13 protein-coding genes and 1 riboswitch are annotated in these 12,967 nt (G+C 74.2%); of the genes, 5 read left to right on the top strand and 8 right to left on the bottom strand.

Annotated features, from left to right (window positions below):
• Positions 1 to 319: 319 nt before the first annotated feature.
• Positions 320 to 745, top strand: coding sequence for an SsgA family sporulation/cell division regulator (locus tag ACFWOG_RS25190; protein ID WP_329949635.1), 426 nt, complete (start codon positions 320 to 322; stop codon positions 743 to 745).
• 86 nt (positions 746 to 831) lie between these two features.
• Here ACFWOG_RS25190 and ACFWOG_RS25185 read toward each other — a convergent pair whose 3' ends face one another.
• Positions 832 to 1,206 carry a phage holin family protein gene (locus ACFWOG_RS25185; RefSeq protein ID WP_329949636.1) on the bottom strand — a complete coding sequence of 125 codons (375 nt, stop codon included), beginning with the start codon at positions 1,204 to 1,206 and terminating at the stop codon, positions 832 to 834.
• 104 nt (positions 1,207 to 1,310) lie between these two features.
• Here ACFWOG_RS25185 and ACFWOG_RS25180 point away from each other — a divergent pair, with 104 nt between their 5' ends.
• The 3 genes from ACFWOG_RS25180 to ACFWOG_RS25170 all read left to right on the top strand — a co-directional run bounded on the left by ACFWOG_RS25180 (position 1,311) and on the right by ACFWOG_RS25170 (position 2,850).
• A complete protein-coding gene (locus tag ACFWOG_RS25180) occupies positions 1,311 to 1,628 on the top strand; it encodes a cupin domain-containing protein (RefSeq protein ID WP_329884755.1) in 318 nt (105 codons plus the stop codon).
• Between the two features lie 105 nt (positions 1,629 to 1,733).
• Positions 1,734 to 2,402, top strand: a complete 669-nt coding sequence (gene tenA, locus ACFWOG_RS25175) for a thiaminase II (RefSeq protein ID WP_329884754.1) — start codon at positions 1,734 to 1,736, stop codon at positions 2,400 to 2,402.
• 247 nt (positions 2,403 to 2,649) lie between these two features.
• Positions 2,650 to 2,850, top strand: coding sequence for a DUF5326 family protein (locus tag ACFWOG_RS25170; RefSeq protein ID WP_329884753.1), 201 nt, complete (start codon positions 2,650 to 2,652; stop codon positions 2,848 to 2,850).
• Positions 2,851 to 2,972: 122 nt separating this feature from the next.
• On the opposite strand, the gene ACFWOG_RS25165 is transcribed toward ACFWOG_RS25170, so the two are convergent.
• The 7 genes from ACFWOG_RS25165 to ACFWOG_RS25135 all read right to left on the bottom strand — a co-directional run bounded on the left by ACFWOG_RS25165 (position 2,973) and on the right by ACFWOG_RS25135 (position 10,629).
• A complete protein-coding gene (locus ACFWOG_RS25165; protein WP_355398917.1) occupies positions 2,973 to 3,917 on the bottom strand; it encodes an NAD(P)-dependent oxidoreductase in 945 nt (314 codons plus the stop codon).
• Positions 3,908 to 5,302: a cytochrome P450 gene (locus ACFWOG_RS25160; protein ID WP_380361074.1), complete on the bottom strand. Its 1,395-nt coding sequence runs from the start codon at positions 5,300 to 5,302 to the stop codon at positions 3,908 to 3,910. Before ACFWOG_RS25160 ends, ACFWOG_RS25165 begins: the two co-directional genes overlap by 10 nt.
• Positions 5,299 to 6,786: a class I adenylate-forming enzyme family protein gene (locus ACFWOG_RS25155; protein WP_380361073.1), complete on the bottom strand. Its 1,488-nt coding sequence runs from the start codon at positions 6,784 to 6,786 to the stop codon at positions 5,299 to 5,301. Before ACFWOG_RS25155 ends, ACFWOG_RS25160 begins: the two co-directional genes overlap by 4 nt.
• A gap of 170 nt (positions 6,787 to 6,956) precedes the next feature.
• On the bottom strand, positions 6,957 to 7,727 hold the full coding sequence (locus ACFWOG_RS25150) for a glycosyltransferase family 2 protein (RefSeq protein ID WP_380361072.1): 771 nt from the start codon (positions 7,725 to 7,727) through the stop codon (positions 6,957 to 6,959).
• Positions 7,724 to 8,737, bottom strand: a complete 1,014-nt coding sequence (locus ACFWOG_RS25145; protein WP_329949640.1) for a 3-oxoacyl-[acyl-carrier-protein] synthase III C-terminal domain-containing protein — start codon at positions 8,735 to 8,737, stop codon at positions 7,724 to 7,726. Before ACFWOG_RS25145 ends, ACFWOG_RS25150 begins: the two co-directional genes overlap by 4 nt.
• A gap of 79 nt (positions 8,738 to 8,816) precedes the next feature.
• Positions 8,817 to 10,319, bottom strand: a complete 1,503-nt coding sequence (locus ACFWOG_RS25140; RefSeq protein ID WP_329949641.1) for an SPFH domain-containing protein — start codon at positions 10,317 to 10,319, stop codon at positions 8,817 to 8,819.
• Between the two features lie 103 nt (positions 10,320 to 10,422).
• A complete protein-coding gene (locus tag ACFWOG_RS25135; protein ID WP_329949642.1) occupies positions 10,423 to 10,629 on the bottom strand; it encodes a hypothetical protein in 207 nt (68 codons plus the stop codon).
• Positions 10,630 to 10,825: 196 nt separating this feature from the next.
• Positions 10,826 to 10,960: riboswitch (TPP riboswitch) on the top strand.
• Here ACFWOG_RS25135 and thiC point away from each other — a divergent pair.
• Positions 10,956 to 12,770: a phosphomethylpyrimidine synthase ThiC gene (gene thiC, locus ACFWOG_RS25130; RefSeq protein WP_380361071.1), complete on the top strand. Its 1,815-nt coding sequence runs from the start codon at positions 10,956 to 10,958 to the stop codon at positions 12,768 to 12,770. (Overlaps the previous riboswitch by 5 nt.)
• Positions 12,771 to 12,967: the final 197 nt, after the last annotated feature.

Here is a 12,967-nt window from a genome sequence, read left to right as displayed (position 1 = left end):
GTGGTCGCCACGATGGCGCTCTCGCTGCCGGTCGCGCAGGCCGACCGGCTCACCGCCGCCGCCGGTCACCTGCGCCGCAGCGTCGGCGCGATGACGCCGTCGTTCGTCCTCTGACGGGCCGTGACTCGACCGGACCGGCCCCGGGGGCGCCCCTCGTTCACCATTTGAAAAAGCACGTCTTGTCCACTACGTCCCCAAACGTGGACGATGAGGACGGACGTACCGCACGCACTCCCTCCCCCTGTCAGCGAACTGCCTTGTCCGGCCACCCGCGGGACCCACACCCGCACGGCCGGGCAGAACGAGAGGTACTGGCGCCATGCAGCACAGCACAGTCCAGGGCCACCTGATGATGAACCTGGTGGTCTCGCACGAGCTCTCCTTCCGCATCGTGGTCGACCTCGCCTACGACCCCGTCGACCCGTACGCGGTCCGTTTCACGTTCCACCTGCCCGGCGACGAGCCGGTGACCTGGGTGTTCGCGCGCGAGCTGCTGCTCGACGGGATCGGCCGCCCGGCGGGCGAGGGCGACGTGCACATCCATCCGGCCGGCGGGGAGCTCGCCGAGGTCTGCATCGTGCTGCACTCCCCCGAGGGGGGCGCCGTGCTGCGGTCGCCGGCACCGCCGCTGGTCGCCTTCCTGACCCGCACCGACCGGCTGGTGCCGATGGGCCAGGAGGTCACCGCCGGCGAACTCGACGCCCAGCTCGCGCTCATCCTCCGAGGGCGTGAGAACGCCGGGTGACCGGGGAGGCGGGAACACGGAAGGGGCCCCTTCCCGGTGAACGACCGGGTCGGGGCCCCTTCGCACGGGCCGGCACGGTGACTCGCTCAGTCGTCGTCGAGGGCGAGGCTGAGGCCCCAGGAGACCAGGCTGATGATCAGCGCACCGAACAGTGCGGCCCAGAAGCCGTCGACGTGGAAGCTGAGGTCGAGCTTGTCCGACGCCCACGAGGTCAGCCAGAGCATCAACGCGTTCACGATGAAGGTGAACAGACCCAGGGTGAGGATGAACAGGGGGAAGGAAAAGAACTTCACCACCGGCTTGATCAGCCAGTTCACCACCCCGAAGAGCAGTGCCACGGCGACCACCGTGAGCGTCTTGTGCTGCCAGTCGTCCCCGGCCAGCGTGATGCCGGAGACGATCCAGGCGGCGACCCAGATGGCCGCCGCGTTGATCAGTGTCTTGATGAGGAAACCCTTCATGGGGCCAGCGTCCCAGGTCGGTCAAGGGACGGGCGAGAGCCCCGGGCGTCGTGGTGGTGTTGAATGCCTCCTGGACCGACGCCCGGACGAGGAGGGGTGCCCCGATGAAGGTGTTCCGGCTGGACCGACTGGACGCCGAGCGTGCCGCCAACGACGGTGCGTACCTGAGGTTCCTGCGCGAGCCGCGGATGTCCGCCGGCCTCTACGCGCTCTCCCCCGGCGACACCGACACGCAGACCGCGCACACCCAGGACGAGATCTACCAGGTGATCAGCGGCCGGGCCGAGCTGACCGTCGGGGACGAGACCACCGCGGTGGGGCGGGGCACCGTGGTGTACGTGCCGGCCGGGGTGCCGCACCGGTTCCACCACATCACCGAGGAGCTGCGGGTCCTGGTGGTGTTCTCCCCGCCGGAGGACTGAGGCCGGAGGAGTGGGGCCGGAGGAGTGGGGCCGGAGGTCCGGCCGCCGCGGACCGGGCCCCGACCGGCCCTCCGGAAGCCCGGACCCGCCGGTTAGGGTCGGAGCATGAGCCTGAGCCTGACGGAAGAACTCTGGGCGGCGATCGAGCCGGTCTACGCCGAGATACTCGACCACCCCTTCATCGCCGGCCTCACCGACGGCACCCTGCCGCGCGAGGCGTTCCGCCACTTCGTCGTGCAGGACTCGCACTACCTGCGCGACTACGCCCGCGCGCTCGCCGTCTGCGCCGCCAAGGCCCCCGGCGAGGAGGAGGTGCGGGCCTTCGCCGACGACGCGATCGGCGCGCTGGCGGCCGAGCAGGGGATGCACGCCGACTTCCTGGAGGCCTTCGGCGACAGCGCCGAGGAGGCCGCCGCCGAGCCGGTGCTCCCCACCACCCGCGCGTACACCAGCTACCTGCTCGCCACCGTCTACGGCGGCTCCTTCGCCGAGGCGGTCGGTGCGGTGCTGCCGTGCTACTGGATCTACGCCCGGGTCGGGGACCGGCTGCTGGCCCAGGGCTCCCCGGACCCGCTCTACGCGAAGTGGATCGCCACCTACGGCGACGAGGCGTTCCAGTCGGTGGTGCGGCGGGTGCTGGCGCTGACCGACCGGCTCGGTGAGGAGATGTCCGCGGCCGAACGGCGACGCGTGGTGGAGCACTTCGTCACCACCTCGCGGTACGAGTGGATGTTCTGGGACGCCGCGTGGCGGCGGGAGACCTGGCCGGTCTGACCCCCGTGCGGGCCGTCCCCGCAGGTCGCCGGTGTCGTCCGGGGCCCGTCCGGTGCTTGGCCGGGGCGCTGCCGGACGGCCGGCCCCGGGGGTTCACCCGGGGTTCAGGGTAGGGGTGATCTCCGGGTTCTCTCCGGGCCGTTGGCTCTCGTTCGGCCACTTGCGTCACCGTACGATCGAAGTACCGAGAACGAGCGGGATGCGGCACCGGACGGCAGCCGACCCCAAGGGGAGAGAAGGAACGGACATGGCTGAGCTCTGGAAGTCGCTGCCCTCGTGGGTGCGGAACATCGTCGTGCCGGTGCTGGTGCTGGTACTCGCCTGGAACATCCTCGGCCTGGTGTTCAGCGTCGTCGGTGCCCTGCTGAGCCTGGCGATCAAGCTGCTGGTGGTGGTGGGCATCGCCGCCGCGGTGGTGATCCTGGTGAAGAAGGCCGCCAGGAACTGACCCGGCCGGAACCGGTCTTCACCGGCCTCGACCGGTCTCCACCGGTCTCGACCGGCCTTGCGCGGACGCCCGCACCCCTCACCGGGGTGCGGGCGTCCGTCGTCGGGGGCCGGGTCGGCGGTTCAGGCCGGGCCGGCGGTTCCGGGGGGTGCGGCCGCGGGCGCCGCGCGGTCGAGCATCAGGACGGTGTCGAGATCCCAGAGCGGGCGCCAGCCCTGGGTGCGCGCGCGGGCCAGGTCCAGGGTGACGCTGCGGGACAGCTGGTCGACCGCGTACGGGGTCAGACCCGGGACCCGGCCGGTGCGGGCGGCCAGCCGGGCCAGCGGCGCCGGGACGTGGTGGAGCCCGGCGTGCACGCCGTGGGCGGCGAGCACCGCGCGGACCGCCTCGTCGCGCCGGTAGTGGCGGGCGTCGGCGATGTTGTAGGCGCCCGGTGCCCACGGGCGGTTGCCGGGGCGGCCGGTCCCGGCGGCGGCCAGACAGGCGTCGGCGAGGTTCTGCACGGCGGTGAGGCTGAGCCGGACGTCCCCTCCGGGCAGCAGCAGTCGCCCGTGCCGGACCCGTTCCAGCAGCCGGGGCACGAGGTGAGGATCGCCCGGCCCGTAGACGGCGCGCGGACGCAGGACGACCGCCCCCGCCGCGAGCGCGAGCCGCTCACCGGCGGCCTTGGTGCGACCGTACGCGTTGAGGTGACCGCCCTCGGTGGGGTGGTGCTCCCGGACGGACTCGCGGGCGATCCGGGGGTCGTAGACGCTGGCGCTGGAGACCCAGACGACCGGGCGCCCGGCGGCGGCGCGCAGCAGGCGCTCGGTGCCGGTGACGTTGACGGCGAACTGCCCGGCCTCGGCGGCGGAGCCCGGGGGCAGGTCGGCGACGGCGGCGGCGCAGTGCACCACGGCGTCGACGCCGGTGAGGTCAGGGTCGGCGACGGCGGCGTCCCAGTGGACGTGGCGGCCGGCCGGACCGGGGCGGCGGCCGTAGCCGACCACGTCCAGACCGTGGGCGACGGCGGCGCGGACGACGTGGGAGCCGCAGAAACCGCTCGCTCCGGTGACGGCTATCCGCATCGGGGGTCTTCTCGGTGGAGGGCGGCGGCTGCGGCGTGGGGACAGGTGGGTGCGGGCGCCGGGGGCGCGGGACCGGGGGGAACGGTGACGGCGGGCCCGGTCGTGGCGGGGGTGACGGTGGCGGTCGGCGCGACCGCGTCGGCCCGGGCGGTGTCGGCTCGGGCGGTGGGGGTGCGGGTGCGGCGCACGGTGAGTTCCGCCCAGCCGGGGAGCGCGGCGCGGCGGTCGGCCCGGGCACGGGTGACCACCGGGCGGTACGGCGCGAGGGCGAGCAGGAGGTCGGCGAGCAGCACCCGGGCCAGGCCCGCGCCGGGGCAGGCGTGCGGTCCGGCGCCGAAGACGGCCTGGGTGGCGCCCGGACCGGAGGCGGCCTCCGGCCGGTGGGCCCGGGCGGCGTGCCGGGCGACCAGGATCAGCCGGTCGCCGGCCCGGACCCGGCGGCCGAACAGGACGGCGTCCTCGGCGGCCACCCGGGGGAGCAGGGGCGAGGGCGCGGTGAGACGGAGGAGCTCGGCGGCGAGTGCGGGAGCGGTGGCGGCGTCGACCGACGGCCAGAGGCCGGCGTCCGCGCACCAGGCGGCGGCCCGGGGGAGGGCGGCGACGGTGGTGTTGACGGTGGCGACCGCGACCATCGTGTCCAGCGGGTCGGGCAGCAGCGCGGCCAGGTCGGCGGCGCGCGCGGCGGAAGCCCGGGCGGTGCGGCGACGGGGCCGCGGTCCGGGCAGGTGGTCGCGGGCGGTGGCTTCGGCGGCCCGGGCGGCGGCACCGGCCAGGGCGTGCGGGGCGGCCGGGGAGCCGGTCAGCGCGGCGGCCGTCACCCCGGACAGCTCTTGGGCCAGGCGGACCAGGTCGATCGGCCCGTCGGCGATCGCCGGCACCCGTTCGGCCAGCACGGCCAGCCAGTGCGGGCGCAGCCGCCGCACCGCCGCAGAGTCGAGTCCCGCTGCCAACACCCTTCGGGCGGAACGGTGTTCGGCGCCGTCCTGGTCGAACAGGAGCCCGCCGTCGGTCAGTCGGGCGGCGGCTCCGCCGGTGGTGCCGGGCGCGGTGCGGTCGAGCGGGATCCGGGTGAGCGCCTCGCGGTAGGCCTCGGTGTCGTGGACCAGGACGGTACGGCCGAGCCGGACCACCGGGCGTCGGCGGGTGGCGGCGAGCAGGGCGAAGAGCACCGGGTGGCTGTGCAGGTAGACCCGGCGGTCCCGCCGGCGGGCGGCGCGGTCGAGGGCGGCGCGGTCGAGGGCGCTGCGGTCGGGGTCCGTCCGGTCGGGGTCGGTGCGTTCGGGGGCGGTGCGGCTGGGCGTTGCTGCGCCGGTCGGGGCCGGCGAGGGTGCGGGTGCGGGTGCGGTCCGGCGGCCGGCGGGCGCGTCCGGGACGACGGTGTTCATGTGGACAACTCCCCTGCGCAGTAGGCGGATGCGGCAGCCCGGTCGGGTTTGCGGGAACGGCCGGTCAGAGGTACCTCGCCGAACAGGACGGCGTCCGGGCGGGCCGTGCCCATCCGGTCCAGCGGGGCGTTCAGCGCGGCCCGAAGCCGGTCGGGATCGGTGCCGGGCACGGGCTGGACGAGGGCGACCAGCCGTTCGTCGCCGTCCCCGGACGGGACTCCGACCAGCACCGCGAGGGCGACACCCGGCAGGTGCAGCGCCGGTTCGTAGAGGCCGGGATAGATGTTCTCGGCGCGGCGCAGGACCATGTCCTTGAGCCGGCCGCCGAGCACGATCCGGCCGTTCCCGTCGAGCGCGCCACGGTCGCCGGTGCGCACCCACGGGTCGGGTTCCTCGCCCAGGTAGCGGTGACGGGCGCCGGGGCCGGTGAGCAGCAGTTCGCCGTCCGGACCGAGGTCGGTGCGGACACCCGGCAGCGGGGCGCCGACCAGGTCGCCCGGGCCGGTGTAGGCGCTCTTCTCGACCTCCTCGACGGCCGCCGCCGGGAACAGCTCGGTGAGCGCGTACACGCCCCAGGCCTGGTCGGCGCCGGCCTGCTTGACCCGGCGGAGCAGGGCGGCGTCGGCGGGCGCCGAGCCGGTCCAGACCCGCCCGGTGAACCGGGCTCCGACGGCCAGGGCCGCACGCAGCTGCGGCGGGGTGAGATAGGTGTGGGCCGGCGCGAGCCGGGCGAGTTGGCGGGCGAGCGCGGTCGGTGTGCGGGCCGGCAGGGCGACGGCGGCACCGGCGGTGAGGGCGGGGACCAGGACGAAGAAGGTGCCGCCCACGACGGTCGTTCCGGGCCGCGGGTCGACCAGGTCGGTGACCGTGCGCAGCCCGGCGGCCAGGCCGTTCCGGGTGTGCACCACGGCGCGCGGGCGGGCGGTGGTGCCGGAGGTGAAGACGATGACGGCGTCGGCGTCCCGCTCGTGGGTGTCGCGGCCGGGGACGCGGGGCACGGAGGCGCCGAACCGGCCGAGCCGCAACCCCGGTGCGCAGCCGGGCAGTCGTCGGCCGAGGGTGGCGACCGGGCCGATCACGTCCAGCGGGGGCAGGGCGAGGCCGGCGCGCCGGGCCAGCGGCTCGGCCCAGCCGGCCACCGCCTGGGCGGCGGCGTCGGCGAGCACCAGGTCGGGTTGGGCGAGGGCGAGCCGGGCGGCCAGCACGTCGGGGCCGGCGGCCGGGTCCAGGACGGCGATCCGCAGACCGAGCCGGTGCGCGGCGAGCATGACGGCGAGGGCCCGGGGGCCGGGGCGGACGGCGACGCCGAGGGTGGTGCCTTCGGTGAGGCCACGGGCGTGCAGGGCGGTGGCGTAGGTGTCGGCGAGGTCGGCGAGTTCGCCGCGACGGATCCGGACCCGGGTGGTGCCGAGCCGGGTGTGCCGCAGGACGGCCGGGCGGTCGGGGTGGACGGTGCGCAGCGCGTGGGCGAGCCGGTCGAGCATCGGGTGTCCTCGGCGAGGGAGTCTGGCGGGTGCTGGGTCAGGGCAGGGGCAGGGGCAGGGGCAGGGGCCGGGTCAGGGGCTCGGGGCAGGGGCCCGGGTCGGCGCGGAGGGTGGGGCGGCGAGGAGTGGGACGGCGCCGGGACCGGGACGGTTGCCGGGGTCCGCCGTGCTCAGCGGACGTCGACGGAGCGTGGTCCGGCGCCGCGCTCCAGGTACCAGCGCGCCGTGCCGACCACCCCGTAGGCGCGGATCCGCCGGGTGGAGTTCTGCACCACCATGTCCCGGCGGTGCACGATCGCCGTGCTGTGCCGGCGGACCCGGTTGATGAACGTGCGGTCGGTGGGCGAGGGCCGGCGCGGCATGCCGCCGACGGCCTGGTACAGCTCGGCGGTGATCGCCATGTTGTTGCCGGCGTGCATCCGGTACGGGGTGAGGTAGCCGTGCCGGCGCCGGTGCGCGGGCCGGATCCGGCCGAAGAAGGCGCCCAGCGCGACCAGGAGCAGGAAGACGGCCCGCCCGGTCGGCCCGTGCTCGTCGCGGCGGGCGGTGACCCGGCCGCAGACCAGGCCGCCCCCGGCGCACATCCCGGCCCGGGCGGCGGCGCTCCAGCCGGGCTCGGGCAGGCAGTCGGCGTCGGTGCGGGCGAGCAGCGTCGCGCCGTGCGCGATGGCGTGCCGGAAGGCGGTGTCGACCGCCGAGCCGACGCCCTTCTCCGGCTCGACCAGCACCTCGACGGGGAAGGGCGCCCGGGCGGCGAAGGCGCGGACGGCGGCCACCGTGCCGTCGGTCGAGCCGTTGTCGGCGACCAGCAGGGTGAACTCCCTGTCCCGTTGGGCGGCGAGGGCGTCCAGGGCGCCGGTGATCCGGGCCTCCTCCTGGTAGGCGGGGACGACGACCCAGAGCCGGTGGCCGTCCGTCCGGGGGGTCGCCGGGGTGCTCACGACGCCTCCCAGACCATCGTCATCAGGCTGACGCCGCCGCCCAGGCCGAGCAGGAGCACCTTGTCTCCGGTATTCAACTCGTGTCTTATTCGGTCGAGTTGGATGCCGAGCGTAGCGCTGGCGACGTTTCCCAGCTCGGGCACGGTGACCACCAGCTTCTCCGCCGGCACCCCGGTGAGCTCGACGAACCGCTCCAGGTAGGGGACGGTCACCTGGTGCACCAGCACCCGGGCGTAGTCGTCCCAGCCGAGGCCGGTGCGGGCGGCCACCCGGGTCAGGATGTCCCCGCCGATCTTCTCGAAGACGCCGCGCAACTCCTTGCCGCCGCCCCGGAAGTAGCTGTACTCGTCGCCGCGCGGGTGCCGCGAGCCGCCGCCCGGGATCCCGCCGACCTCCCAGTGTTCGGAGGCGGTCTCGGTCTCGATGTCGAGGATGCCGCCGCGTTCCACCGCCTCGACCACGACGGCGGCGCCGGCGTCGCCGAAGGTGTAGCCGGCGAACCCGTCGCGGAAGTCGGCGAGGCCGTCCGGGTCGCGCCGCATGGCCCGGCTCGGCGTCTCGCCGGTGACCACCAGGGCGCGCCGGGCCCGGCCGGCGAGGATCATCGCGCGGGCCAGGTCGATGCCGTTGAGGAAGCTGTTGCAGGCGTTGCTGACGTCCAGCGCGTGTGCGCGGGAGCCGAGTTCGGCCTGGACGAGGTGGGCCGTGGCGGGCTCGCAGACGTCCCGGGTGGCCGAGGCGTACAGCAGCAGGTCGAGGTCGAGCGGGTCCAGTCCGCGGGCGGCGAGGGCGCGCCGGGCGGCGCCCACGGCCAGCGTGGAGGCGTACTCGCCCTCGGCCGCGAAGTGCCGGGTGACGATGCCGGTGGCCTTCTCGAACGTCCGCTCCGGCAGGCGGAGTCGGCCGCCGGCGGTGACCTCGTCCTGGAGCTGCTGGGAGGTCAGACGGCGGGCGGGCAGGTGGGCTCCGACGGCGGTGATGCCGATCCGCGCGGTGGCTGCAGGGTGCATGTCCCCATCGTCCGGCGGACGCACCCGCGCCCACCTGAGTACCCGTACTCAGGTGGGCGCGGGCGGCTACCCAGTCACGTCACTCCTCCGTGGTCCGGTCCGCGGGCACCCGGTCCGCCGGCGTGCGGTCGACCGGAATCTGCTGGACGGCCGCAGCCGGTGCCGCGGTGGGTGCCGCGGCCGGTGCGGCCTCCGGCCCGATGGTGGTCAGCAGCTGGCGGGCCAGGCCGAGCCCGGTGCCGCCCATGGTGAGCGCCTTGGCGAACAGCTCGCCCATTCCGTCGGCGCCGTTGAGCAGCACCATGTGCTCGACGTGGCCGAACGACTCGGCGGCGGCCAGCACGATGTCCGGCCACTTCTCCGCCAACTCCTGTGCGACCAGAGCCTCCTGGTTCTCGGCCAGCGCGTCGGCACGGGCCTTGAGGCCCTCGGCCTTGGCGAGACCGAGAGCCCGGACGGCCTGCGCGTCCGCCAGACCGCGTGCCTCGGCGGACGCCGCCTCCGCCTCGCCGGTGGCCCTGGTCGCCTCGGCGGCGGCCAGGCCGCGCAGCTTGGTGGCCTCCGCCTCGGCCTGGGCCGCGATGCGGACCCGGCCGGCCTCGGCCGCCGCCTTCAGCTCGGTCTCCTGGGCCTGGGCCTGGGCGGCGGAGATCCGGGCGTCACGGTCGGCGTCCGCCGTGGTCCGGGTGTCGTACGCCCGGGCGTCGGCCGGTTTGCGGACGTCGATCTGGAGCTGCTGCTCCTTCCGCTGGGCCTCCAGCTCGGCGACCCGGGTCTCCTGGACCACCACCTGCTGCCGGGCGCCGGCGTCGGCGAGCGGGCCGGCCTGTCGGGCCCTGGCGTTGGCGGTGTCCCGTTCGGCCTGGTAGGAGGCCTGCTGGATCTCGCTGTTGCGGGTCGCCTCGGCCTTGCGGGCGGCCGCCTCCTGCTCGGCCTCGGTGGCCAGCCGGTCGGCGTGCGCCTGCGCGATCCGGGCGTCCCGCTGGACGGCTGCGGCGTGCGGGATGGCGAGGTTCTTGATGTAGCCGGTCGGGTCGATGATCTCCTGGATCTGCAGGGTGTCGATGATCAGCCCGAGCTTCTCCATCTCCAGCCCCGAGGCGGCCCTGGTCTCCCCGGTGAGCCGCTCGCGGTCGCGGATCATGTCCTCGACGGTGAGCCCGCCGACGATCGACCGCAGGTGTCCGGCGAAGACGTTGTGGACGCGCTGGCTGATCAGCTTCTGCTGGTCGAGGAAACGGCGGGCGGCGTTGGCGATCGAGACGTCGTCGTCGCCGACCTTGAAGATCACCACGCCCTTCACCCGGACCGGGATTCCCTGCGTGGTGACGCACTCGACGTTCAGTTCGGCCTCGTTGAGGTCCAGCGAGAGCCGCCGGACGCCCTGCAGGCCGGGGGTGACGAGGGTCCCCCGGCCGGTGACGATCCGGAATCCCAGCCCGTCGCCGACCCCCTCGGTCCGGTGCCGGGAGCCGGAGATGATCAGAGCCTCGTTCGGCTCGGCCACCCGCCACATGAGTTTGAAGAGTGTGATTCCGAGGAGCAGTGTCGCGACCACCGCTCCGGGGATGAGGTACACCATGGTTCAACTCCCCCTTCCGGCGCAGGAGATGCGCCGTCTCGGATTCTCCGCCGGAGCCAAACCGATGGAAAGGGAAGTGACATGACGCTCTGTCACAAGGTCGTCACGGGCCTATGGGCGCTACGTACACGGTGCGCGGCGGCTGGTACTCGATCACCAACACCGGTGTGCCGACCGGCAGTCGGTCCCCCGGTACGGCGAGGTAGGCGAGGAACGCCTCGGCGCCCTGCCGCTCCGGGACGTGCACCATCACCTCGCCGACCAGCCCCGTGCCGACCGTCCCGGTGACCCGCCCCGTGCTTCCGACCACGCCGGCCTCCCTCTCGTCGTCCCCGCCGTCGACCCCGCGACTGCCAGTCTGCCCGGCCGGGGCCCGATTGCCGGTCCGCTCGGCCGCGACCGTCCGATTTGCCGGATTCGACACCCGTCGGCCGGCCGTTCCGACCCCCTCTGGACCTCCGGCGTTCCGCTCGCTACGGTGTTGGACGTCATGCGCAGGCAACACGGCCTGCGGACACGGGAGCTCGGAGCACCGGGCTGAGAGGGCGCTGACCGGAACGTCGTCCGACGTGCCGACCGCTGCGTCGACCGCAGGAACCTGACCGGGTAATGCCGGCGTAGGGAGTAGAAGGTCTGATGACCACGTTCGACGCACAGCCGCAGTCTGCCCGGAACTCCGCCGTCTCCAGCGCGGGTACCGGCTACCCGACCCCGGCCTGGCGCAAGGCCTACCGCGACGGGTCCCGCCCCGACCTGCGCGTTCCGTACCGCGAGGTCGTGCTCACCAACGGGAAGACCGTCCCGCTGTACGACACCTCCGGGCCGTACACCGATCCGGCCTACGAACCCGACGTGCGGCGCGGCCTGCCGGCCCTGCGCGACTCCTGGATCCGTCAGCGCGGCGACGTCGAGGAGTACGACGGGCGCGAGGCGCGCCCCGAGGACGACGGCATCAAGCACACCTCGCCGCGCGGCGGAAACCTGCGCAACCTCGACGCGGTCTTCCCCGGCCGTCCGCGCCGCCCGCTGCGCGGACGCAGCGGTGCCGTCACCCAGCTGGCCTACGCCAAGCGCGGCGTCGTGACGCCCGAGATGGAGTTCGTCGCCCTGCGCGAGGGCCTGGCGGCCGAGTTCGTGCGCGACGAGGTCGCCCGCGGGCGCGCCGTCATCCCGGTCAACGTGAACCACCCCGAGGTGGAGCCGGCCGTCATCGGCACCAACTTCCTGGTGAAGATCAACGCGAACATCGGCAACTCCGCCGTCACCTCCTCGATCGAGGAGGAGGTGGAGAAGATGACCTGGGCCACCCGCTGGGGCGCCGACACCGTCATGGACCTCTCCACCGGCCGCAACATCCACACCACCCGCGAGTGGATCCTGCGCAACTCCCCCGTGCCGATCGGGACCGTGCCGCTCTACCAGGCGCTGGAGAAGGTCGACGGCCGGGCGGAGGAGCTCAGCTGGGACGTCTACCGCGACACAGTCATCGAGCAGTGCGAGCAGGGCGTCGACTACATGACCGTCCACGCGGGCGTGCTGCTGCGGTACGTTCCGCTGACGGCCCGCCGCAAGACCGGCATCGTCTCGCGCGGCGGATCGATCATGGCCGCCTGGTGCCTGGCGCACCATCAGGAGAACTTCCTCTACACCAACTTCGCGGAGCTCTGCGACATCCTCGCGCGCTACGACGTCACCTTCTCGCTCGGTGACGGCCTGCGCCCCGGTTCGATCGCCGACGCCAACGACGAGGCGCAGTTCGCCGAGCTGGAGACGCTGGGCGAGCTGGGACGGATCGCCCGCGCGCGGGACGTCCAGGTGATGATCGAGGGTCCGGGCCACGTCCCGATGAACAAGATCAAGGAGAACATGGATCTCCAGAAGGAGATCTGCGACGAGGCCCCGTTCTACACCCTCGGCCCGCTCACCACGGACGTCGCGCCCGGCTACGACCACATCACCTCCGGCATCGGGGCGGCGATGATCGCCTGGTGGGGCACCGCGATGCTCTGCTACGTCACGCCCAAGGAACACCTGGGCCTGCCGAACCGGGACGACGTGAAGACCGGCGTCATCACCTACAAGATCGCCGCCCACGCCGCCGACCTCGCCAAGGGCCACCCGGGCGCCCAGGACTGGGACGACGCCCTCTCCGACGCCCGCTTCGAGTTCCGCTGGGAGGACCAGTTCAACCTGGCCCTCGACCCGGAGACGGCCCGCGAGTTCCACGACGAGACCCTCCCCGCCGAGCCCGCCAAGACGGCCCACTTCTGCTCCATGTGCGGGCCGAAGTTCTGCTCGATGAAGATCTCCCAGCAGATCCGCGACCAGCACGGCGACGGCTCCACGGCCGTCAACGCCGGCTACGGCGCCGACGCGGTCGCCGGCATGGCCGAGAAGTCCGCCGAGTTCGCGGCCCAGGGCAACCGCGTCTACCTCCCGCTGGCCGACTGACGGGCTCCGCCGTCGGCATCGGCCGGGAGTGAGGTCGCGCTCGCGCGCAGACCGGCAGCGGTGCTGGGAGGTGGAGGGGGCTTCCCAGCACTGCGTCCGAGCCGGCGGGCCGGGGGGGCCCCGGGGGGGGGCGGGGGGCCCCGGGCGGGGGCGGGCCGGGGGGCGCGGGGGGGGGGGGGGGGGGTAGAAAAAAAAAA

The sequence above is a fragment of the Kitasatospora sp. NPDC058406 genome (assembly GCF_042722765.1).
Classification (GTDB): Bacteria; Actinomycetota; Actinomycetes; order Streptomycetales; family Streptomycetaceae; genus Kitasatospora.
This window is presented reverse-complemented; position numbering and strand designations above follow the sequence as displayed.